Source organism: Amycolatopsis sp. NBC_01488 (assembly GCF_036227105.1).
Taxonomy (GTDB): Bacteria; Actinomycetota; Actinomycetes; order Mycobacteriales; family Pseudonocardiaceae; genus Amycolatopsis.
Window position 1 is genome coordinate 3,139,608 of sequence record NZ_CP109434.1, and the last position, 22,698, is coordinate 3,162,305.

At 71.6% G+C, this 22,698-nt stretch carries 20 protein-coding genes; 10 read left to right on the forward strand and 10 right to left on the reverse strand.

The features are described 5' to 3' along the window. Window positions 1-10: 10 nt before the first annotated feature. From OG738_RS15235 to OG738_RS15260, 6 genes are all read left to right on the forward strand, one after another. Window positions 11-3,175 carry a patatin-like protein gene (locus OG738_RS15235; protein ID WP_329054556.1) on the forward strand — a complete coding sequence of 1,055 codons (3,165 nt, stop codon included), beginning with the start codon at window positions 11-13 and terminating at the stop codon, window positions 3,173-3,175. Between the two features lie 227 nt (window positions 3,176-3,402). Further along, window positions 3,403-3,912: a diaminobutyrate acetyltransferase gene (gene ectA / locus OG738_RS15240; RefSeq protein ID WP_329054557.1), complete on the forward strand. Its 510-nt coding sequence runs from the start codon at window positions 3,403-3,405 to the stop codon at window positions 3,910-3,912. 15 nt (window positions 3,913-3,927) lie between these two features. After that, window positions 3,928-5,181, forward strand: coding sequence for a diaminobutyrate--2-oxoglutarate transaminase (gene ectB, locus OG738_RS15245; RefSeq protein WP_329054559.1), 1,254 nt, complete (start codon window positions 3,928-3,930; stop codon window positions 5,179-5,181). A gap of 12 nt (window positions 5,182-5,193) precedes the next feature. Then, window positions 5,194-5,583: an ectoine synthase gene (locus tag OG738_RS15250; RefSeq protein ID WP_329054560.1), complete on the forward strand. Its 390-nt coding sequence runs from the start codon at window positions 5,194-5,196 to the stop codon at window positions 5,581-5,583. Window positions 5,584-5,614: 31 nt separating this feature from the next. After that, the gene (gene thpD / locus OG738_RS15255; RefSeq protein WP_329054561.1) at window positions 5,615-6,517 is read left to right on the forward strand and encodes an ectoine hydroxylase; all 903 of its coding nucleotides are present in this window, start codon (window positions 5,615-5,617) and stop codon (window positions 6,515-6,517) included. A 442-nt stretch (window positions 6,518-6,959) separates the two neighbouring features. After that, window positions 6,960-9,707 carry an AfsR/SARP family transcriptional regulator gene (locus tag OG738_RS15260; protein WP_329054563.1) on the forward strand — a complete coding sequence of 916 codons (2,748 nt, stop codon included), beginning with the start codon at window positions 6,960-6,962 and terminating at the stop codon, window positions 9,705-9,707. Window positions 9,708-10,007: 300 nt separating this feature from the next. Here OG738_RS15260 and OG738_RS15265 read toward each other — a convergent pair whose 3' ends face one another. The 6 genes from OG738_RS15265 to OG738_RS15290 form a co-directional block, all read right to left on the reverse strand. Then, a complete protein-coding gene (locus OG738_RS15265; RefSeq protein WP_329054565.1) occupies window positions 10,008-10,676 on the reverse strand; it encodes a DUF4190 domain-containing protein in 669 nt (222 codons plus the stop codon). A gap of 318 nt (window positions 10,677-10,994) precedes the next feature. Beyond that, window positions 10,995-11,879, reverse strand: a complete 885-nt coding sequence (locus OG738_RS15270) for a hypothetical protein (protein ID WP_329054567.1) — start codon at window positions 11,877-11,879, stop codon at window positions 10,995-10,997. Further along, window positions 11,876-12,352, reverse strand: a complete 477-nt coding sequence (locus tag OG738_RS15275) for a DUF6932 family protein (RefSeq protein ID WP_329054568.1) — start codon at window positions 12,350-12,352, stop codon at window positions 11,876-11,878. Before OG738_RS15275 ends, OG738_RS15270 begins: the two co-directional genes overlap by 4 nt. Before the next feature lie 55 nt (window positions 12,353-12,407). Beyond that, window positions 12,408-12,806: a hypothetical protein gene (locus OG738_RS15280; RefSeq protein ID WP_329054570.1), complete on the reverse strand. Its 399-nt coding sequence runs from the start codon at window positions 12,804-12,806 to the stop codon at window positions 12,408-12,410. A gap of 3 nt (window positions 12,807-12,809) precedes the next feature. Next, window positions 12,810-13,553: an OmpA family protein gene (locus OG738_RS15285; RefSeq protein ID WP_329054572.1), complete on the reverse strand. Its 744-nt coding sequence runs from the start codon at window positions 13,551-13,553 to the stop codon at window positions 12,810-12,812. Between the two features lie 280 nt (window positions 13,554-13,833). Next, window positions 13,834-14,673 carry an SGNH/GDSL hydrolase family protein gene (locus tag OG738_RS15290; RefSeq protein WP_329054573.1) on the reverse strand — a complete coding sequence of 280 codons (840 nt, stop codon included), beginning with the start codon at window positions 14,671-14,673 and terminating at the stop codon, window positions 13,834-13,836. A 257-nt stretch (window positions 14,674-14,930) separates the two neighbouring features. On the opposite strand from OG738_RS15290, the gene OG738_RS15295 reads away from it, so the two are divergent. Next, the gene (locus tag OG738_RS15295; RefSeq protein WP_329054575.1) at window positions 14,931-15,593 is read left to right on the forward strand and encodes a DUF3159 domain-containing protein; all 663 of its coding nucleotides are present in this window, start codon (window positions 14,931-14,933) and stop codon (window positions 15,591-15,593) included. A gap of 108 nt (window positions 15,594-15,701) precedes the next feature. Here OG738_RS15295 and OG738_RS15300 read toward each other — a convergent pair whose 3' ends face one another. Beyond that, on the reverse strand, window positions 15,702-16,658 hold the full coding sequence (locus tag OG738_RS15300; protein WP_329054576.1) for an N-acetylglucosamine kinase: 957 nt from the start codon (window positions 16,656-16,658) through the stop codon (window positions 15,702-15,704). Then, window positions 16,655-17,701, reverse strand: a complete 1,047-nt coding sequence (locus OG738_RS15305) for an SIS domain-containing protein (RefSeq protein ID WP_329056709.1) — start codon at window positions 17,699-17,701, stop codon at window positions 16,655-16,657. Before OG738_RS15305 ends, OG738_RS15300 begins: the two co-directional genes overlap by 4 nt. A gap of 148 nt (window positions 17,702-17,849) precedes the next feature. Between OG738_RS15305 and OG738_RS15310 the strand changes: the two genes are divergently transcribed. Together OG738_RS15310 and OG738_RS15315 are read left to right on the forward strand one after the other, a co-directional pair. Continuing rightward, the gene (locus OG738_RS15310) at window positions 17,850-18,605 is read left to right on the forward strand and encodes a GntR family transcriptional regulator (protein ID WP_329054578.1); all 756 of its coding nucleotides are present in this window, start codon (window positions 17,850-17,852) and stop codon (window positions 18,603-18,605) included. A gap of 42 nt (window positions 18,606-18,647) precedes the next feature. Continuing rightward, entirely contained in the window at window positions 18,648-20,180 is a 1,533-nt protein-coding gene (locus OG738_RS15315) for an MFS transporter (protein WP_329054579.1), read from the forward strand. Here OG738_RS15315 and OG738_RS15320 read toward each other — a convergent pair. After that, a complete protein-coding gene (locus tag OG738_RS15320; RefSeq protein ID WP_329054581.1) occupies window positions 20,177-21,127 on the reverse strand; it encodes a threonine ammonia-lyase in 951 nt (316 codons plus the stop codon). The two genes, OG738_RS15315 and OG738_RS15320, sit on opposite strands and share 4 nt — an antisense overlap. A 146-nt stretch (window positions 21,128-21,273) precedes the next feature. Here OG738_RS15320 and OG738_RS15325 point away from each other — a divergent pair, with 146 nt between their 5' ends. Next, window positions 21,274-22,005, forward strand: a complete 732-nt coding sequence (locus OG738_RS15325) for a hypothetical protein (RefSeq protein WP_329054582.1) — start codon at window positions 21,274-21,276, stop codon at window positions 22,003-22,005. A gap of 6 nt (window positions 22,006-22,011) precedes the next feature. On the opposite strand, the gene thiE is transcribed toward OG738_RS15325, so the two are convergent. Beyond that, a complete protein-coding gene (gene thiE, locus OG738_RS15330; RefSeq protein WP_329054584.1) occupies window positions 22,012-22,671 on the reverse strand; it encodes a thiamine phosphate synthase in 660 nt (219 codons plus the stop codon). Between the last annotated feature and the right edge of the window lie 27 nt (window positions 22,672-22,698).

The following is a 22,698-nucleotide window of genomic DNA, read 5'->3' on the forward strand; positions in this document are numbered from 1 at the left end:
GGGGGAGCCCATGGCCGACACGACAGCACCCGGGACCGCCGACGCACTGCCCCGGCAGGAGATCCGGCTCGCGATGACCATGGTCGGCGGCGCCAGCCTCGCCGTCTGGATGGGCGGCATCGCGACCGAGACGTCGCAGCTGCTGCGTGAGTCACGGGGCAGCGCACCCGCCGGCAGCTACCGCGCGCTGACCGAGCTGCTCCGGGCGGACGTCTCCGTCGACGTCCTGACGGGGACGAGCGCCGGGGGCATCAACGCCGCCTGCCTCGGGCTCGCGGAGGCGTTCGACTCCACCCCGGAAGTCCTGCGCGACACCTGGATCTCCACCGGCTCGCTGGACAACCTGACCCGCGACCCCGCCGAGCCCGAGCCGCGGTCGCTGCTCGACGGCGACCGCGTCCTGCTCGGCGGGATCCGGGACGCGCTCGCGCGGATCGTGCGGGCCGGGCGGCTGCCGGCGGCGGACGCGCCCGACCTCACCGTGCTGCTCACCGGGACCATGATCGACGGCGAGAGCACGCGCTACGAGGACGCGCTGGGCAACCTGGTCCGGGACACCGAGCACCGCATGCTCTTCCGGTTCCACGGTGACCAGTGGCGGTCGGCGAAGGTGATCGGGCCGCTCGCCCTCGCGGCCCGGTCCACCGCGTCCTACCCCGGCGCGTTCGAGCTGTCGCGGGTGCCGATCGGCGCCGGGCAGGCGGACGACGAGCACCCCGACATGAGCGCGTACACCGCGATCGGCCGCACCCACTGGGTGACCGACGGCGGGGTGCTGCTCAACAAGCCGCTTCGCCCGGCCCTGCAGGAGATCTTCGCCCGGCCCGCCGCGTCCGACGTCCGGCGGCTGCTGTTGTACGTCGTGCCGACCGGGGAACGGGAGGCCGCCGCGGAACCCTGTGACGCGCAGGCGGTTCCCCTGCTGACCAACACGATGGGCAAGGTCGTCGCCGCGGTGATGAGCCAGACCATCAGCTCCGAGCTCGACGAGCTTTCCCGGCACAACGCGGGTGTCGTGCGGGCGCGGGACACCCGGGTCATCCTGGCCGGGCTGGGACTGCGGGGCGGCGCGGAGTCGTTGATCGACCCGCGGCTGTCGCGGGCCTACCTCGAGCGGCGGACGGCGGCGGACGCGGCCGAGCTGGTCGAGCTGGCCGCCCGCCGGTACGCGCAGTCCCGTGTGGACAGTCCGGAGCTGCAGTGGTTCACGGGCAGGTCGTCCTCCTTGCACGAGACGGCGGCGAAGGGGCTGATGGGCGAGATCCCGGCCGATCCGCCGGCGACCCGGATGTCCTTGGACGCGCTCGTGCCGTACCGCACCTCGGCCCTCGCCGACGCCGTCGCGACGGGGCTGCAGCTGATCAACGCGGGTTTCGGCCTCGGCCCGGACGCGGCCGACGCGGCGACGCTCAACCAGGCCAGGGCCGGGCTGCACGAAGCGCGGGCGGCGGCCGCCCGCGGCCAGAAGCTGGACCAGTGGGTCTTCGCGCAGGCGGCACCCGAACCGGACACGACCCTCGACGAGTGGGTCACCAAGCTCGCCCGGGACTGGGCGGCACTCGGCCGGACGAAGGGCCTCACCGGCGCCTGGTCCGCCGTCGTCGCGGCGCTGCGCACCACGGCATCCGCCCTGCGACGCCGGGCCGAGGCGCGTGCGAAGGACAGCGACGTCGTGGCGACGCTGCTGGACTGGCTCGCCCTCGAAGGCGAAACCGACGGCGAGGTCGTGCAGGCGCGGTTGCTCGCGTTGCACGTCGCCGGCCGCGGGCTGCTGGCGGAGGCGCCCTCCGTCGACCAGCGAGCCGACCTCGTGCAGGTCAGCGCCGACTCGCGGACGTTGCTCGACATGGACCGGCGGCGCTCGTGGGACAAGCTGACCGGGATGCAGGCCGGCTACTTCGGCGCGTTCTACAAGGCTTCCTGGCGCGCGAACGACTGGATGTGGGGCCGGATCGACGGCGCGGGCTGGCTCACGCAGGTGCTCCTCGACCCGGTCCGGCTGCGGAACCTCGCCGACCTCGCCGGGCGGGACCCGTTCCGGGCGCAGGTGAAGGCCACTTTCGAGCGGATCGGCTGGTGCCCGCCGCGCGCGGAGGACAACCTCGGCGACGAGGACATCAAGGTGCTCACCAGCCGCCTCGACGACGAGCTGGCGTTCCTCGGGCTCGACTCGCGGCTGGAGCCGGTCGACGAGGAGCCGGTCGTGGTGCCGCCCAGCATGCCGGTGACCGCGCTCGTCCTGGCGAGGGCGCGGCAGCTGGAGATCGCCCGCGCCGAGCTGCCGGTCGTGTGCCGCCACGCGGACGACGACGTCGTCAAGGAGAAGGCGAGCGGCAAGAAGTCGAAGGTCTTCCGCGGACTGGCCAAGCCGGACCCGCGCGGCGGTGCTCCGGTGCTCCCGCTGGACGGCGACGACGAGACGCAGCAGGTCTTCCAGGCGTGCGGGGTCTCCGGCGAACGGATTTCGGACGAGCAGGGCACGCCGCTGCTGGTCAAGACCATGATCAAGCTGGCCGCGGCCGGCGTCAACGCGGCGGCCGCGACCGTGCCGCCGTCGACGCCGAGGGCGGCGAAGTCGGTGGTCACCGCCGTCCGGGCGACCGCCCGCAGCACCTGGCGGATCACCAAGGGCTCGATGGTGCTCAAGACACCGGGAACCGTCGTCGCCGCGGCGCTGGCCCTGATCGCCGGCCTGCTGATGGGTGGCAACGGCAGCGCGGTGGTGGGGCTCATCGGCCTGCCCGTGCTGGCCGGCGGGGTCGTGTTCGTCGTCATCAACGTGCTGCTGATGGCGAAGAAGTCACCGCTGGCCTGGCTCTACGTGCTCGGCCTGCTCGCGGTGCTCGGCCTGGTGCTCGCCCCGTTCCTGCCGGTGCTCGCGCGGCCCTTCTTCGGCTGGCTGGGCTCCGTGGTCGCCGGCTGGGGCCGCGGCGACGCGCCGGTCTGGTGGGTCGTCTTCGTGGTCGTCCTGCTGCTGCCGTGGGTGGTGCCGCCGCTGGGGGCGCTGTGGCGGCGGGTCCGCCGTGGTGAGCGACGGGCGGAGCTGTCGAGCGGGGAACCGGCCAGGGCGGTGCCGAAAGCCGAGCCGGTCGTCCTGGCGACCCCGGCCACCGTGGCCGTCCCGGACGCACCGGCGCCGGACCCCGCGGTACCGGACCCGGCCGCCGCGCCGTGAGCCGGGTTTCCGGCCCGTCGCCTTGCGATCACGGGCCCGAAGGTTCATCGTGCCGGTAGGTGGCGAGCCACGGGCGCGCGACCCAGGCGCGCGTATGCCCAAGGCCCGGCCACCTCAAACATGTTTGTGGGACTGCTCACCGGGTACTCCGCGTCGCCGCAGGTCATTGCGGGGGTCGTGAGCTGCATCGCTGGCACGCGGAAAATTCTCTGTTACGTTTCCTGAGTATGTCCGTAACGCACTTGATCGAATCCCCGACCAAGGCGGACGGCGCGGAGCTGTGGAGAATCGCGCGCGATTCCGCCAAGCTCGATCTCAACTCGCCGTACGCATACATGCTGTGGTGCCGCGATTTCGCCGAGTCCTCGGTCGTCGCGCGTGAAGACGGCAAGGCGGTCGGGTTCGTCATCGCCTACCGCAGGCCGGACGAGCCGGAGGCGGCGCTCGTCTGGCAGGTCGCGGTCGACGCGTCCCAGCGCGGGAAGGGCCTGGCCGGAGCGCTGCTCGACGAGCTGTACACGCGCCTGGTCGACCAGGGGGTGCGTTACCTCGAGACCACCATCACCCCGGACAACGAGGCGTCCATCCGGCTGTTCACGTCGTTCGCGAAGCGCTGGAACGCCGCGATGGAAACCCGTGTGCTGTTCGATGGCGAGGAATTCCCCGAAGCCGGGCACCTCCCCGAAGAGCTTTACCGCATCGGTCCGCTCACAGCACGCAAAGACCCGGGCGAGTAGGAGAAAAGAAACGTCATGAGCATCTTCGAAGAGCTCGAATCCGAGGTCCGCAGCTACAGCCGTGGGTGGCCGGTCGTGTTCGACCGCGCCCAGGGCAGCTGGCTGTACGACGAGAGCGGAAAGCCCTATCTGGACTTCTTCGCCGGCGCCGGCGCGCTGAACTACGGGCACAACAACCCGAAGCTCAAGCAGGCGCTGATCGACTACATCCAGCGCGACGGCGTCACCCACGCGCTCGACATGTTCACCGTGGCCAAGCGCGACTTCCTGCAGACCTTCCGCGACAAGATCCTCGACCCGCGCGGGTACGGCTACAAGGTCGTCTTCCCCGGGCCGGGCGGCGCGAACGCCGTCGAAGCCGCGCTGAAGCTGGCGCGCAAGGTGACCGGCAAGGAGTCGGTCATCAACTTCACCAACGCCTTCCACGGCATGACGCTGGGTGCGCTGTCGGTCACCGGCAACTCGATGAAGCGCGGTGGCGCCGGCGTCCCGCTGGTGCACGCCACCCCGATGCCGTACGACAAGTACTTCGACGGCGCGATGCCGGACTTCCTGTACTTCGAGAAGCTGCTCGAAGACTCCGGCAGCGGGCTCAACGAGCCGGCCGCGGTGATCGTCGAGGGCGTGCAGGGCGAAGGCGGCATCAACGCGGCGCGCCTGGAGTGGCTGAAGGGTCTCGACGACCTCTGCAAGCGCCACCACATCCTGCTCATCCTCGACGACGTCCAGATGGGCTGCGGCCGCACCGGGCCGTTCTTCAGCTTCGAGGACGCCGGGATCCACCCGGACATCGTCTGCCTGTCGAAGTCCATCGGCGGCTACGGCATCCCGATGGCGCTCACGCTGATCAAGCCGGAGCTCGACGTCTGGGAGCCGGGCGAGCACAACGGCACCTTCCGCGGCATCAGCCCGGCATTCGTCACCGCCAAGGAAGCCATCGACGTCTACTGGAGCGACGACGAGCTCGAGAAGTCGACCAAGGCGAAGGGCGAGCGCATCGCCGCCGCGTTCTCCGGCATCGTCGAGGCCTACCCCGACGCGAAGCTGCTCGCCAAGGGCCGCGGCCTCGCGCGCGGCATCGAGTTCCAGGACGGCGACCTGGCCGGCCGCGTGTGCGCGGAAGCGTTTGCCCGCGGCCTGCTGATGGAAACCTCGGGTCCCGACGGCGAAGTCATGAAGCTCCTGCCGCCGCTCACCCTGACCGACGACGAGCTGACGCAGGGCCTGTCGATCATCGACGAGTCCATCAAGGCCGTCCTGAAGAAGTAAAGGAGTACGAACGTGCTCGTCCGCACGCTCGACGAGATCACCGACACCGACGCCGACATCAAGACGGAGAACTGGCGCAGCAAGCGGATCATCCTCGCGAAGGAAGGCGTCGGCTTCTCGGTGCACGAGACCACGCTGTACGCGGGGACGGTCAACGACTTCTGGTACGCCAACCACATCGAGGCGGTGTTCATCACCTCCGGCGAGGGCGAGATCGAAGACCTCGCCACCGGGAAGGTGTACGAGCTCAAGCCGGGGACGCTGTACCTGCTCAACGACCACGACAAGCACCAGGTCCGCCCGAAGACCGAGATCAAGTGCGTGTGCGTGTTCAACCCCCCGGTGACCGGCCGCGAAGTGCACGACGAAAACGGCGTGTATCCGCTGATCACCGAGGAATAAGCACCGGAAAGGAAAACAGGAGGCGAAGCCCGTGACGCTGATGGACACCCGGGTCGACGACACCTACCCGACCCGGATCACCGGTACGCCGGCCCACCTGCCGCGCGTGCACCCCACGGTGTGGGATACCGAAGCCGACGGTCCGATCGATGCCGCCACCCTGGCGAACCACGAGACCAAGGGCTACACCGTGGTCGAGGACCTGCTGTCCGTCGGCGAGGTCCAGACGTACTGGCAGGAGCTGGTGCGGCTGTCCTCCGACGAGGAGCTGACCCGGGACGAGCGTGTGATCACCGAGGCGAAGACCGGTGAAGTCCGGTCGATCTTCGACGTCCACGAGATCTCGGACCTGATCGCCGAGCTGGTGCGCGATCCGCGCGTGCTGGACCGGGCCCGGCAGCTGCTCGGCTCCGAGGTGTACATCCACCAGAGCCGCGTCAACTACATGCCGGGGTTCAAGGGCACCGGGTTCTACTGGCACTCGGACTTCGAAACCTGGCACGCGGAGGACGGCATGCCGGCCCCGCGCGCGGTCAGCTGCTCCATCGCGCTGACGGACAACTACCCGTTCAACGGCGGCCTGATGATCATGCCGGGCTCGCACCGGACGTTCGTCCAGTGCGCCGGCGAGACGCCGGACGACAACTACAAGTCGTCGCTCAAGGACCAGCGGGTGGGCGTGCCGAGCGAGGACGACATCACGAAGATGGCGGCCGAGCACGGCATCGACCAGTTCACCGGCCAGGCCGGCTCGGCCCTGTGGTTCGACTCGAACATCATGCACGGCTCCGGCAACAACATCACCCCGTACCCGCGCTCGAACATCTTCCTGGTGTTCAACAGCGTGGACAACGCTTTGCAGGAGCCGTTCGCGGCGAGCGCCCCGCGGCCCGCGTTCATCGCCGGCCGCGATTCGACGCCGATCTCGCGGTAGCCGCACAGCCCGCTAGTGACCGACCCGGTGCGCTTTGTTACGGTGTCGCCACCGCGCGGGCGTGTGGTCCGCGCAACAGACGTCTTCGCTGACGACCGTCGGGTGCTTCGCTCGGGGTGAGCTCACCCGCCCGGTCGCCGGCGGTGACGGACGGGCGGACCGCGCCCCCTGGCGGCCCGGCCGAAGTTCCAGCACGACCCCGTACCACCGGATCGGGACCGGTGGTACGGGGTCGTGTCACGTCCGGCCCGGTTCGCCGGTGGATGCCGCACCTCGTCCGGCTCCCCGCTGCGGAATCCGCAGAGCGACCAAACCTCCTGGTTCCGGGCCCGCGGAGTTCCCGACGGGGTGGTATTCGTCAGCGGGTGACCACGGTAGGTTGATTTTTCCGGCGAGGGAGACGCCGGCCCAACCGTGAACCCCCGGGGAGGTGGGCGCGAGCATGGCCGAATGCCGGTTCCAGCTGCTCGGGCCCGTCCAGCTCTTCGACGGCGACGTCGCCGTCCCGATCGGCGGTCCCGGGGTCCGCGGCCTGCTCGCCCTGCTCGCGCTCAAGCCCGGCAAGGTCGTCGGCCTCGACGAGATCATCGACGCCCTCTGGGGCCACGACCCGCCGGCCACGGCGCGGACCATCGTCCACGGCAACGTCTCGCACCTGCGGCGGATCCTCCGCGACATCGACGGCCCGAGCATCCTGACCACCCCGCCGGGCTACCGCCTGGAGGTCGAGCCCGACCGGATCGACGTCCACCGGGCGCGCACCCTGCTGGACCGCGCGTCCGCAGCCACCCCGGAGACGGCCGCCGCGCTGCTGGCCGAGGCGCTCGCGCTCTGGCAGGGACCGGCGCTCGGCGGCGTGCCCGATTCGTTGCAGGCGCCCGAACTCGAGGACCTGCGCCGGGCGGTGCACGGCGCCCGCGTCGACGCCGACCTCGACCTCGGGCGGCACGCCGAGCTGATCGTCGAGCTGAGCCCGATCGTGCGCGCCGACCCGCTCGCCGAGCGGACCGCCGGCCAGCTCATGCGCGCGCTGTACCACGCCGGGCGCCGCGGGGACGCGCTCGAGCTGTACCGGACCGTCTCGCGCGCCACCCTGCGCACCCTGGGCGTCGAGCCCGGCGCCGAGCTGCGCTGGCTGCACGAGCGCGTGCTCAACGACGACCTCCCGGTGCGGGACGCCGGCACCCCGGCCACCGCCGACCAGCCGGGCAAGCCGATTTCCCAGCTGCCCGCCGCGGTGCCGAACCTGGCCGGCCGCGCCGACGAGCTGGCCTGGCTCGACGGCCTGGTCACCCGCGCCGAGGCCGGCGAGACAACGATCGCGATCGTCACCGGGACCGCCGGGGTCGGCAAGAGCACGCTCGTCGTGTGGTGGGCGCACCGGGTCGCGCGGCGGTTCCCGGACGGTGTCCTGTTCGCGTCGCTGCGCGGCTTCGACCCGCACCACCCGCCGCTGGAAGCCGCCGACCTGCTCACGCAGTTCCTGCTCGGCCTCGGCGTCGAGACCGCGAAGATCCCCGAGCAGCTGCACGAACGCGTCGCGCTCTACCGGTCGCTGATCGCCGGACGGCGGATGCTCGTGCTGCTCGACGACGCCCGCACCGCCGAGCAGGTCCGCCCGCTGCTGCCCCCGAGCGCGCGGACGATGACGGTGGTGACCAGCCGCTCGCGCCTCGACGGGCTCGCCGTGTCGAACGCGGCCAAGCAGCGCGTCCTCGGCACGCTCGCGCCCGACGACGCCGTCCGGCTCATCGAAGAGCTCGCCGGCCCGGCCGACCTCAACCACGCGCTCGCGCGGCTCTGCGGCTACCTCCCGCTCGCGCTCCGCATCGCCGGGGCGCGGCTCTCGGCGAGTGCGCAGCGCACCGCCGAGGAGCTGGTCGACGAGCTGGGCAACGAGCGCACCCGGCTGGCCGGGTTGCAGGTCGAGGGGGCCGAAGACGGCGTGCGCGCCGCCTTCGACGTCTCCTTCCGCGGCCTGCCCGGCGAGATCGCCGAGACGTTCCTGCAGCTCGGCGTGGTGCCCGGGGTGATGGTCGGGCCGCACCTGATGGCCGCGGTGGCGCAGATCCCGGTCGTCGAAGCCCGGCGCCGGCTGCGCGCGCTGGCCGCGCACAACCTGATCGCCGAGACCGCGCGGGACGTCTTCGCCCCGCACGACCTCGTCTGGCTCTACCTGCGCGAACTCGCCGAGCACGAGCTGGGCGAGAAGGAGCGCGACGAAACGATCGGCTGGACGGTCCGCTACTACCAGGCGGTGGCCGACCGCGCGCGGCGCCGGCTGGGTCACGTCGCCGATCCGCTCGACTTCACCGGCGTGCTCGCCGACGAGGCGATGCCGCCGCTGACCGGCTTCGCCGAGGCACAGGACTGGTTCGCGGCCGAGTGGCCGAACCTCCTCGCGGCCCTCGACGCCGCGTACGCCGCGGGCCGCTACGACGACGTCTGGCGGCTGGCCCTGCTGGGCCACGCCTACCGCGTCGCGTGCCCGCTGCTGGACGAGTGGACGCGGATGGCCGACCTCGGCGTCGCCGCCGCCGAAGCCGCGGGCGACGTCGCGGGCCAGTGCTGGCTGCGGCTCGCGCGGTGCGAGATCGCGCTGACGTTCGACCTGCCCGGGTTCGGCTTCGCCGACGCCGAACGCGCGGCGGCGCTGTCCGCCGGGTCCGCCGACTCCCGCCTGGTCACGTCGGCCGACCTGCACCTCGGCCGCGCGCTCAGCCGCCGCGGCGAGCACGAGAAGGCCATCGGCCGCCTGACGCGCGCGATCGCCGAGGCGCCGGACGTCACGTTGCGCGGCCAGGCGCTCAGCAGCTGCGCGCAGGCGGAGAAGCGCGCAGGCCGCCTGTCCGACGCGATCGCCCACCAGCTCGCCGGGCTGGCGATCGACCGCTCACTCGGCGACGACGACCGCGTGGTCGTCTCGCTGGACAAGCTGGCCGAGCTCACCCTCCGGGCCGGCGACCTGGAGGCGGCGGAGCGCCACGTCTGGGAAGCGATCGACCTGGCGATCAGCCGTGAGTTCGCGGCCCGCGAGGGTGCGTTGAGGCTGACGCTGGGCCGGGTGCTGCGGGCGCGCGGTGATCTCGACGGCGCGCGGGAGCAGCTGGCGTTGTCGGTGCGCATTTACGAGCGGGTGCATCCGAAGCTGGTCGGCGAGGTCCGGACGGAGCTCGCCGAACTGCAGTGAGGATTTCGCGTGACAACTCTCCGGCGGGGATCCACATTCGTGGGGAGGATTTCGGTTGCGAATGGATCACGGCCCCGGAACCGTGGTCGATCCTTAGTGGATTCTTAGTGCCCCCGGGCAGCGTCCGCGTAGGTTCGGAAGGGCCGGCTGAGCCCTAGGGGAGGGGCAGGCTGAGACGCCGGCGCCGGGCCCCGTGCGGGAAAACCCCGCCGGGGCCGGGAGCCGCCAGGAGCGGCTCGTGGCGGCCCGGCCGGCCGACTTGGGGGTAGGCCGGCCGGTCGCCAGGCTCGGCGGAAGACCTCAGCTCACGTTCGCCGTGCAGAGCGCGATCGTCGTCCCGCTGTTTTCCGCGACCTTCTTGCCGTCGACCAGAATGGCGCAGCTGATTTCGTTGTTGAGTTGCGAATTGCGGGTGTCCGCGGTGAGCGTCAGCAGGTACGAGCCATTGTTGTAGGACGCCTCGCCCTGCCACGCGTCGGTGCTCGCGGGCGCGTTTTCGGTCCGCTGGTCCGACAGGCTGCCGTAACGCACGGTGGCGCCGCCGGCGGAGGTCACCTGGAACGTCACGGAGTGCTTGTCCCCGGCCACCGCGGGCAGGTGCAGCCCGGCGTCGCCGCCGCCGATGAAGGTCGAGTACAGCAGCACCCCGGCCGTCGAGAGCAGCGCCACGACCGAGACGACGCTCGCGGTGACCGCGAGCCCCCGGTTGCCCACCGTGCCCTTTTTCGCCTGGACCAGCCCGATGACCGCCAGGACGAGCCCGATCCCGCCCAGCGGCCACGCGACGAATCCGAAGTCCGGGACGAAAGCGACCACCAGGGCGGCCACGCCGAGCAGCAGGCCGGCGATCGCGAGGATGTTCCGCCCGGGCTTCGCGTTGGCCTGACGACGCTCCGTGGCCGTCACCGGTGGCGCGGGCCGTCCATGGCGCGCGGCGGTCGGCGGCGGGTACTGCGGGTCGGTCATCATGCGGGCCCCTTCGGGTGCGAGTGCGACGACGTTAACCCATAAGAGTGCCCCCGAACGAAATTGTTACATTCTGGAAAAAGTCATTGTCCCACCATTTTGCGCGCGGTATCGGTATTTCCTGACATCGCGGGCAGGGTGTGGCCCGGTGATCAATGGGAAGAATATCGGAGTTCCCACTGTTCGGCCGCCCGTCTGGGGAGATCACGGCGTGACCTCGCAGCGGAATCGTAAATACCGCACGGACATCCGCGTACCACCGTGGGGCCTACGACGACCGTCGGTACCACCGTTCAAGACGAAGGTCGTATACCGGACTTCTCAGTCGAAGAGGCTCACTTCGGGAGTGATTTCGAGGAGTTCGAAAACGGGACGGCCGCGCCGGCCGTCGATCGTCGTCGTGCGCACGACGCGCAGCCGGGCGGTCACCGGGCGGTCGAGGTTCTCCTTGATCTCGTCGAGCAGGTCCGGCGCCACCGCGCCCTGGATCGTCCCGCCCGACTCGCGGTCGAGGTAGAAGATCCGGCGCCGGGTGCGCACGCCGTCGAGCCGCCCCCGCACCGTCTCGTAGCCGACGGCCTCGCGCGACTCCCGGAGGCTGCCCTGCAGGATCCGGGCCTGCTCGGTGGTCATGCTGCGGGTGACCTGCTCGCCCGCCGTCGGCGTCAGCGCCATCCCGATGCCGGCGTTCTTCGCGACGGCGTTGACGATGTCGCTCACGGCGTTGCGGACGGTGTCGCGCTGCAGCAGCACGGCGTCGAGCGCGCCGTCGTCCGAGCCGTTCGCCGGCAGGAAGTCGCACAGCTCCTTGACGGCCCGCTCGGACAGCGTCTCGATGCCGTCGACGATCAGCGCGTCGTCGGAGACGTCGAGCTCCGGGAAGCCGAAGAAGATCGCGTTGCCCGCCTGGCCGCGCTGGATCAGCGGCGCCTTGTCGCGGTCGGCCTGCTGGACCTGGGTCACCTCGCCGGACGGGTTCCGGATGATGTGCCCGATCTTGGCCGTCGCGTCCTGCAGCGCGCGGCTGATGTCGGAGAACGTGTAGGCGTCGATGATCTGCTCGCCGATCACCGAGACGTGCAGCAGCGGCGAGCGCGACGTCCGCTCGAACTTGGCGTTCGCGGCCATCGCCGACGCGCGCGCGAGGTCGTCGAGCCACGTGCCGCCGGGGATCTCGTCGGCGATGCGCCGGAACGCGTTCCTCACCAGATCATCTCCGGGTAGCCCTTGCCGCCTTCGGCCCAGACCTCGGCCCAGACGTCTTCGTCGCCGGGGCGGCACAGGAAGCCGTCCAGCATGCCCCCGACCGGCTGAACCTGATCGAGGTACATCGCGGGCTGCCCGACGATCACGCCGCGCAGCGTGAGCAAGCCGTACAGCGCCGACCGGCCGGCGTCGTCGAGCCGCTTCAGCGCGCCCCACTCGTCCGGGATGAGGACGACGTCGAGGCCGCGCGGCGGGTGCGCGGTGCGCGTGACCAGCTCGCCGCCGATCCAGGCGCGGCCGGACGGCATGATGCGGCGGGCCACGCCGAGGTAGCTGTTGAGCGCGCTGAAGAGGATCTCGCGGTCGTTCTGGTGCGGTGCGTCGAAGACCAGGCGCTCGTAGACGTCGGCGAGGTCGCAGGCGTGGCGGCCCGGCGGCAGCACCTGCTGGGGCGTCCAATGGGGGAGCGCCACGCCACTCCTCCTCGGCCTCGCTCACAGTGCGTAGCCGAACTTACCAGGATGGGTGTCAGCCACCGCGTCCAGGCTGCTGCGGCCACCGCGGGGTGGCCTCTTCGTTCTCCGGCCAGGCCGGTTCTTCTTCGGTGGGCCAGTCCTCGGCCTCCGTGCCGCGCTGCGGCGGCAGCGGAAGGTGTCCCTCCCGGTGGCCGACCGGCTCGGGCTCGTCGTCGACGGGTTCGGCCCGGTCGGCTTCGGGCTGCATCCAGGCCGCGGGGATGAACTGCGTCTGCTCGGCGGCCGCCGGTTCGGGCTCGGGTTCGTAGTAGGCGTCTTCGACGGGCTCAGGGGTCGCCTTCGGGCGCTGCGCGGTGCGCAGGACGAGCCACGAGGTGAGCGCGCCGAGGGCGAAGGCGATGATCAGCCACAGCCAGATCTGCCCGAACAGCCACACCATTTGCTCACTCACCCCTCAAACGACCATGATCTCGACGCGCCGGTCCTCTTCGCCGCCGGTGGCCGGCCGGGTGTCGCCCAGCCCCCGGGAGGTCACGCGCTTGGCCGTCAGCCCGTTGGTGGTGAGGATCCGCGCGACGGCCCTGGCGCGGTCCCGGGAGAGCTTCAGCGCGGCGCTTTCGCCGCCCGGCCCCCGGCCGACGTGACCGGTGACGCGGTACCGGAAGGTGTCCGGCGACTTGGCGAGCGCGATCGCGACGGCGCGGGCGGCCTGCTCGCCTTCCGGGGTGAGCTGGGCGGTGTCCGGCACGAAGGTGATCGGCGCCTCGGCGAGCATCCGGTCGATCTCGGCCTGCACGCCGGCCTTGTCGGTGGGCGGCGGCGGGGCGGTGGCGCTGGTGGTCGGCGGCGGGCTGCTGGTGGCGGGCGCGGTGGTCGGTACCGGTGCCGGTGTCGCGCTGCTGGGTGCCACGGGCGTGACGTCGCCTTGCAGCTGAGCGGTCCGGACGCCGTCGACGTTCTGGACGATTTCGAGGGCGCGCAGCGCCTGGTCGGGGGCGAAGCCGCTGAGGCTGGCGTCCCGGCCGTCGAAGGTGACGTTGCCTTTGGCCAGCCCGGCGCCGACGAGCGCGGCCCCGGAGTCGGCGGTGAGATCGCGCTCGATGGTCCCGCCTCGAGCCCAGGTGACGGCCCCCGCCAGCAGCGCTGTGACCAGCACCGCGATCGGGACCACGAGGATCCAGCGCCGACCACCGGACATAAGGGGACTGTAAGCCCGGGGAAGCGGGTTGGCGACCTGGAGAAGGGTGGTCGTCCACAAGTTGTCCCCAGGTAAGTCGACATGTGGACAACTGGCTGCGCTGTGATCGCTCCGGCACTTTGTGTCAGAGATGGGCGATACGATGGACTCGGGGCAGCCCCCCTGGGAGCGGCGGGGGATGTCTGTGGGGCCTTGGGCGCCGGCAGGAGGAACCTCGCGAACCGGGCCAAGACGCGCGAAGGCCACCACCGGGCGATCCGGCGGTGGCTCCGAGGAAGCGTCAGCTGGCCTGCTGCCGCGGCTGGGCGTTGTCCGGCACCTCCAGCACCTCCAACGGCACCTCGAGCACGTCCAGCGGGACCAACGGCGCCAGCTGCGGCCGCTTCGGGGACAACCCGTCGCCCATCGACTGGCCGCGCAGCTGGCGGCGGATCCAGGGCAGCAGGTGCACCTTCGTCCACGTCAGGTCGGACCGCCGCGAGTCGATCCACCGCGAGGGGGCCGCCTCCGACGGCCACGGCTCGCGCCAGTCGCCCTCGATCGGGATGCCCAGGACCTCGGCCGACTTCAGTGCGATGCGCCGGTGGGCCTCCGGTGAGAAGTGCAGCCGGTCGTCGCTCCAGGCGCGGCGGTCGTGGAGTGGGCCCATCGTCCACAGGTCGACCATGCGGGCGCCGTGGCGCTCCGCGATCGCCCACAGGTGGGTGTTGTAGATCGCCACCTTGCCGCGCAGGACCGACATCACCGAGAGGACCTTCGTGTCCGGGCCGTTGAAGATCAGGACCGGGATGCCCGCTTCGCGCAACTTCGCGACGCCTTCCTCGAAGCGCGCCGCCACCGCGTCGACGTCCGCACCGGGGACGATGATGTCGTTGCCGCCCGCGCACAGCGTGACCAGGTCGGGCTTGAGTTCCAGCGCGATCGGGAGCTGCTCGTCCATGATCTCGTCGAGCATCTTGCCCCGGAGGGACAGGTTCGCGTACTGGAAGCCGGTGCGCCCAGCCGCCAGGATCTCCGCGAGCCGGTCGGCCCAGCCGCGGAACGAGCCGTCCGGCAGCTTGTCGTTGAGCCCCTCGGTGAAGCTGTCACCGATCGCCACATAGCTGTCGAATCCGTACACGTTGGGTCCCCTTCCCGTCCTGCGACCGACACACTCCCCGACATGTAGTTGTACACCCCAACTAACCATCCGGGCCCCACCGGTGTTCAGCCTGCGGTAACAGTGTCTTATCTTGTCGGCCTTCCCCGCCTCTCTATTACGTAGTCTTCACCCCTCGCATGCCGTGACACAGCACACTCGAAGGCAAACACCAGACAATTTGTGGCGAAGATCTCCCTGTCCACGGCCTCCCGTGCACGATCCGGCAGGCTGGAGACGTGTCCGCAGAACCCCGTGAGTCGCTCGCGCAGATCCTCGGCGGCCGCCGGGGCGCGCTCGACGCCAGCATCCCGCCCGCCGGCTTCGTCGTCGGCTGGCTCGCGGCCGGGCAGTCCATCGCGTGGGGCGCCGGCACCGCCATCGTCGTCGCCGTCGCGCTCGGGGTCTACCGGATCGTCCGCGGCGGGAAGGTCCGCGCGCTGGTCGTCAGCCTCGCCGCCGTCGTCGCGGCCGCGCTGATCGCCCTGCACACCGGCCGGGCCCAGGACTTCTTCCTGCTGCAGCTGATGTCCAATGTGGCCAGCGCGCTGCTCTGGGCGGCCAGCATCGTGGTCCGCTGGCCGCTGCTCGGCGTCGTCGTCGGACTGGTGCTCGGCCAGAAGACGCGCTGGCGCCGCGACCCCGTGCTGCTGAAGGCGTACTCGCGCGCCAGCTGGGTGTGGGTGTTCGGCCAGTACACGCTGCGCGTGGTGATCTACGGCCTGCTGTGGTGGTCCGGCCAGGTGATCGCGCTCGGCGTGGCCCGCACGGTGCTCTCGTGGCCGCTGGTCGCGCTGACCGTGGCGGTGAGCGGCTGGGTGCTCTACCGGGCGTTGCCCGCGGAACACCCCGGCCTGCGACTGGCCCCCGAAACCGGCCCGGACGACGTACCCAGGACATAAGGCGGCCCCCGGCGAGGGGGGAGGGTCCGGGGGCCACTGCCTACGTTACCCGGACTACCCGGGTTCAGTCGACGCTTTGACGTGTTCGCGCCGCGTTTCGCGGAAATTTTAGGGAAATACTGGTCTAGCCACCCCTTCGCCGAAGGCGTCCACGGCTGCGAGCCAGGCCGCCCCGAGCACCCCATCCGAGCTGGTCAGCACCTCAAGACCGGCCAATCCACGGCGAACGAGGGCGCCGACCGGGCTCTTTCCGGTCAGCACCGAGCCCACGAGCACCACGGGGGTCGTTTCGCCGGGTTCGCGTGCGGCGAGGGCGTTGCGGACCAGAAGTTCCGCCGCGTGGGTGACGATTTCGCGCGCCGCGGGCTCGCCGGCGTCGTGCGCCGCGCTCACCAACGGCGCGAAGCGGGCGAGCCGGACCGGCGCCTCGGCGTTGGCCGCGGTGATCAACGCCCGCGACGCCGCGAGCCGCTCCGCGTCGGACCGGACGTCCACACCGGACGGTCCGAGCGCGGCGGCGAGCACCGCCGACGGGAGTCCGGCCAGGGGAAGGCCGCGCCCGAGAGCCTCCAAAGTGGATCGGACGGCTTCGCGGCCCAGCCAGAACGCGGACCCTTCGTCGCCGAGCAGCCAGCCGTAGCCGCCCGCGGTGCCGGCCAGCCGGCGCTTGCGGATCCGGCCCGCGATGGAACCGGTGCCGGCGACGAGCACGGTGCCGTCCGGTGCCGACGTCGCGGACGCGTACGCCACTTCGGCGTCGGCGACCACCCGTACGCCGGTGAGTCCGATCCGCGCCCACGCCGCGTCGAATTCCGCCGCCACGCGCACGTCGCTGAGCTTGCTGACCCCGGCCATGCCGACGACGCACGCCCGCACCGCGCCCGGGTCGTGCGTGCCCAGCGCGTCGGTGATCGCGTCGGCGATCCGCCCCGCGGCGACCTCCGGCGCGTGCGCGTTGGGGTTGGCGCCTTCGCCGCGCCCGGTACCCAGGACGACGCCGGCGGCGTCGACCAGGGCAGCCCTGGTCGACGTGCCGCCGGCGTCGACGCCGATCGCGAAGCTCACCTGGTCTTGGTCACCTTCAGCAGGCCGCGCGGGCTGTCCGGGTCGCCGCCGCGGGCGAGCGACAGGCCGAGCGCGATCCGCTGGATCGGCAGGATCTCCAGGATCGGCGCCAGCTCTTCGACCGTCGGCGCGACGTCGATGCGCAGCGCCGCCGGCACCTCCGAGGCGGCCGAGCCGACCGCGAGCACGTCCGCGCCGCGCTTGCCGACGGCCTCGAGGACTTCGTGCATCGCCTGCCCGCCCTGCCCCTTGCTGGTCACCGCGAGCACGGCGGTCTCGCCGTCCACCGCCGCGACCGGGCCGTGCAGCAGGTCCGCGCCGCTGTACGCGCGAGCGGCCAGGTAGCTGGTCTCGGCGAGCTTGAGCGAGCCTTCGAGCGCGCTGGCGTAGGAGTAGCCGCGGCCGGTGGTGAGGACCCGGTCCACGAAGCGGTACCGGTCGACCGCGCGCTGGACGCCCTCGGCGGCGCCGTCCAGGGTCTGCTGCGCCAGCTCGCCGATCTTCTCGGCGTCGGCCGCCTTGCCGCCGCGGACCGCGTCGATCAGCAGGTAGAGCGCCATCAGCGTCGCCGAGTACGTCTTGGTCGCGGCGACGGCCTTCTCGACGCCGGCGCCGATGTCGACGCCGAGCTCGGACGCCGCCCGCAGCGGCGAGTCCGGGGTGTTGGTGACGGACACCGTCAGCGCGCCCTGGTGGCGCGCCGTTTCGGTGACCTCGATCAGGTCGGGCGAGCCACCGCTCTGGCTGACCGTGACGAACAGCACGTCCCGCAGATCGGGCCGCGCGCCGTACAGCGTCGCCGTGGACGGGGAGACAAGACCAGCCGGAAGGCCGAGCAGTACCTCGATCAGGTACTTCGCGTACAACGCTGCGTGGTCACTCGACCCACGCGCCGCGAGCAAAGCGAAGCGCGGAGGCCGTTGTGAGATCTTTTCCGCCACCTCGGCGATTTCCGCCTGACGCGCGACCAGTCCGGCCAGGACGTCCGGCTGCTGGGCGATCTCCGCGGCCATGTGCTCGCCGGGCCGTTGTTCGGTCATCATTTTCCTCTCCACCTCCGGCATTATGTACCGGACTCAGGCGGCGTCGGTCAGGTCTAGACCAATGTTAGTGGGGCGGCGCGTTTGGGGAAAAGGGTACGTTTCTTACGGGGACGTGGCGTGCGATGAGGGAAGACATAGGGAGTCGGGCATGTTGGAGACCACCACCACGGGCGAGGCGGCCGCCGTCGCCGGGATGCGCGGGCAGCGCGAGCCCAAGTACTGGGCGCTGAAACAGCACCTCCTCGACCTCCTGGACGTGCTGCCGCCGGGGTCGCCGATCCCGACCGAACGCGCGCTCGCCGGGGAGTTCACGGTCTCCCGCACCACCGTGCGCCAGGCGCTGGCCGACCTGACCGCCGAGGGCCGCCTGCACCGCGTGCAGGGCAAAGGCACCTTCGCGGCCGAGCCGAAGCTCGCGCAGCGGCTGCAGCTGTCGTCCTACACCGAGGACATGCGCCGGCAGGGCCTGAAGCCGTCTTCGAAGCTGCTGGAGCTCGAGGAGCTGCCGGCCGAGGGCGACCTCGCGAAACTGCTCGGAATCCGTTCTGGCGCGAAAATCCTTCGCCTTCGACGGCTTCGACTGGCGGACTCGCAGCCGATGGCGCTCGAGACTTCGCACCTGCCGGCCGGCCGATTCCGCGGGCTGCGCAAGCACGTCTCGGCGGGCGGTTCGTTGTACGCCGTTCTCCGCGAGCACTACGGCGTGGAACTGGAACGCGCCGAAGAGTCGATCGAGACGTCGCTCGCCGGTCCGGAAGAGGCGGAAATGCTCGGCGCCGACGTCGGCATGCCGGTGCTCCGGCTGACCCGGCACTCGTTCGCCACGGACGGCAAGCCGGTCGAGTACGCCCGCTCGGTCTACCGCGGCGACCGGTACAAGTTCGTCACGACGCTGATGCCGTGACCCGCTGTTGACGGCGGTCTCCGCGAACGGTGGAGTAAGCAGGTGACTGCCACCGAAGACACCGGGATCCGCTGGGGGACGCACGCCGCCCGCGGCGTGCTGGCCACCACGATCCTCGGGTCGGGCATGGCGATGCTCGACGGCACCATCGTCAACGTCGCCCTGCCCCGCATCGGCGCCGAGCTGAACGCCTCCGTCGCCGGCCTCCAGTGGATCCTCGACGGCTACCTGCTGGCGCTCGCCGCGCTCATCCTGGTCGCCGGCTCCCTCGGTGACCGCTACGGGCGGCGCCGCATGTACCTCATCGGCGTCGTCTGGTTCGGCGTCGCCTCCGGGCTGTGCGCCGCCGCCGTGTCGACCGAGATGCTGGTCGCGATGCGGATCCTGCAGGGCGTCGGCGGGGCGCTGCTGACGCCGGGGTCGCTCGCGATCCTCCAGTCGTCCTTCGCGCACGACGCGCGCGCCCGCGCGATCGGCGCCTGGTCCGGCCTCGGCGGCATCGCCGCGGCCGCCGGCCCGCTGCTCGGGGGCTTCCTCGTCCAGGTCTGGTCGTGGCGGCTCGCGTTCCTGATCAACGTCCCGATCGCGCTGGTCGTCGTGCTGATGGCCCGGAAGTTCGTGCCCGAGTCCCGCGACCCGGACGCGACCGGGCACCCGGACTTCGGTGCTGCCGCGCTCGGCGCGATCGGCCTCGCCGGGGTCACCGGCGCGCTGGTGGAGGCGCCCGGACGCGGCATCGGCGACCCGATCGTGCTGGTCGCGGGCCTGCTGGGGATCGCGGGACTGGCCGCGTTCGTCATCGTCCAGCACCGCTCGCGCGAGCCGCTCGTGCCGCCGTCGCTGTTCCGCGACCGGACGTTCACGCTCTCGAACGCCCTGACGTTCGTCGTCTACGCGGCGCTCGGCGGCGTGATGATGCTGCTGGTCATGCAGCTGCAGGTGTCGTTGCACTACTCGCCGACGGCGTCCGGCCTGGCCGGGCTGCCGCTCACGGTGATCATGCTGCTGCTGTCCGGGCGTTCGGGGGCGCTGGCCCAGCGCATCGGCCCGCGGACGCAGCTGGTGGTCGGTCCGATCGTCGTCGGCATCGGGATGCTGCTGATGCTGCGCATCGCGCCCGGCGCGTCCTACCTCGGCACGGTGCTGCCCGCGGTCGTCGTGTTCGGGCTCGGCCTGGCGACGGTCGTCGCCCCGGTGACCGCGACGGTGCTCGCCGCGGCCCCGGACCGCTACGCCGGTGTCGCGTCCGGCGTCAACAACGCCATCGCGCGCTCCGGTGGGCTCTTGGCGGTGGCGGTGCTGCCCGCCGCGGCCGGCCTGACCGGCGAGGCGTACGCCGACCCGGTGGCGCTCACCGCGGGCTGGCGGACGGCGCTGGTCATCTGCGCCGCGCTGGCCATCGTCGGCGGCCTGATCGCGCTGGGCATCCACAACGGCGTGCTCGAACCGCCGTCGGAGGCACCGGCGCCGGATTCGGCCGCGGACGAGTCCCCGCACCTGGGCGAGTGCTACCACTGCGGCGTCGAGGGCCCGCCGACGCACGTGCGCCGCGGGACCCCGGTCGCCGGCGCCTAGCCCGCGAGGATCTCGGCGAACAGCGCCGGGTCGGCGTTGCCGCCCGAGACGATGGCGACCGTGCGCCCGGCGGGCAGCTCCCCGGCGTGGAACAGGTACGCCGCCGTCGCCACCGCGCCGCTGGGCTCGGCGACCAGACGGGCCTTCCGGGCGAGGGTGCGCATGGCCTCGCGGATCTCGTCCTCGGTGACCGTGACCATCGCGTCGACGACCTCCCGCAGGTGCGCGAAGGTCAGCTCGGACGGCTGAGCGCGCAGGCCGTCGGCGATCGTGCGGGCGCGGTCGGCCTGCGGCCAGTCGACCTGGCGGCCGAGGCGCAGCCCCTCGGTCGTGTCGCCGGCCAGCGCGGGCTCGACGCCGATGACCTTCGCGCGCGGCGCGCGAGCCTTGATCGCGGTGCCGACGCCGGAGGCCAGCCCGCCGCCGCTGACCGGTACCAGCACGACCTCGACGTCGGGGAGGTCCTCGGCGATCTCGAGACCCGCGGTGCCCTGCCCGGCGATGATGGCCGCGTCGTCGTAGGGCGGGATGAGGGTCAGCCCGCGTTCGGCGGCCAGTTCGTGCGCTTTGCCCTCGTGTTCGCCGATCGGCACCTCGATCACCTCGGCGCCGTACCCGCGGGTGGCCTCCACCTTGATCCGCGGCGCGACGTCCGGCACGACGATCACCGCGGGCACGCCGTACTGCTGCGCGGCGTAGGCGACTGCCTGCGCGTGGTTGCCGCTCGAGTACGCGATGACCCCGCGGGAGCGGCTTTCGTCGTCGAGCGCGGCGATCGCGTTGAACGCGCCGCGTACCTTGAACGCGCCGACCGGTTGCAGATTTTCGGGTTTGAGCCACAGGGTTCCGCGGGGATCCCAGGTCTGGAGCAACAAGGGTGTGTGCACGGCGACACCCTGGACGCGCTTCGTCGCCGCCTCGATGTCGGATATCGTCACCAGTTCCATGTGCCGAGTATGTCAAGAAAGTGTTCGATCAGCACTGTCTATTATGGACAGTGTGAGTGGTCCTCCTCACGTCGTGGCAACGTGGGGAGTTCCTCGCGCGCCCTAGACGTTGGACAGGGGAGAAGACTTACTACCGGATCGGGATCATGAGCAAGGAGAACGCAGCGGCTTCCGAAGCGAAGGAAGAGAAGTCAGGCCTGAGGATCGCGCAGGTCCTGGCGACGGCGCTCGCGGCGGTGACCGCGGCGCTGCTGGGGTCGACGCTCGGCGTGGCGGGCACCGTGGTCGGGGCCGGCGTGGCGAGCGTGGTGTCGACGGTCGGCGGTGAGCTCTACCTGCGCTCGTTGCAGCGCACCCGCGAGGCGGCGCTCAAGGCGCGTCAGCTGGCGACGTCCGGGATCCGGCGGCGGGGTCACGCCGGGCCGGAGGTGCCGATCACCGACCAGCCGACGGTGCAGCTGGCCAAGCCGCCGGAGGAACCTTCGCGGTTGTCCGCGCGGCTGCGGAAGCTGCGCTGGCCGTTGATCATCGGGACGAGCGTGGTGGCGTTCGCGGTGGCGATCCTGGCGGTGGTCGGCGTCGACGCGGCCACCGGCGGCAAGGTGGCGGGCGGCACGGGCGCGAGCATCGGCAAGATCTTCGGCGGCGGTTCGGGGGGCACGGATCCGGCACCGTCGACCACACCCACCACCAGCACGAACGACACGCAGGTGTCCCCGAGCGAGACCCCGTCGACGACCACGGAGACGACCACCCCGCCGACGACGTCGAGCGGGTCGCCGTCGACGACATCGACAACACCCAGCACCACGGCCCAGCAGCCGACGACGTCAGCCCCGGCGACCAGCCAGGGCGCGGTGACCACCCCGACCCCGTGACGTCGGTCAGGGGAGCCGGGAGCGGAGCGCGCGGGCGGCGGCCTCGGGGTCCTCGGCTTCGGTGATCGCCCGGACCACCACGATCCGCGACGCGCCCGCGTCGAGGACCTCCGGGAGCCGCGAACCGTCGATGCCGCCGATCGCGAACCACGGCCGTGACGGCGCGGCCGCAGCCGTCGCGCGGACCAGGTCCAGCCCCGGCGCCGACCGGCCCGGCTTCGTCGGTGTCGGCCAGCACGGCCCGGTGCAGAAGTAGTCCACGCCCGGCTCCGACGCCGCCGCCGTGGCCTGCGGAACCGAGTGCGTCGAGCGCCCGATGACCACGTCGTCGCCGAGGATTCGCCGGGCCAAGGTCACCGGGATGTCGTCCTGGCCCAGGTGGAGCACGTCCGCGCCGACCGCCAGCGCCACGTCCGCGCGGTCGTTCACCGACAGCAACGCCCCGTGCCGGGCGCACGCCTCGGCCAGCACCTCCAGCGCCGCGATCTCGCCCGCGGCTTCCAACGCGCCGGTCTTGTCGCGCAGCTGGATGATGTCGACGCCGCCGGCCAGGGCCGCGTCGGCGAACGCGGCCAGGTCGCCGCGGGTCGTGCGGGCGTCCGTGCACAGGTACAGGCGCGCGCTGTCGAGGCGGGCGCGGATCTTGTCACCGGAGAGGGCGGGCATAGCGGCGACCGTACCCCGCGAGTTAAG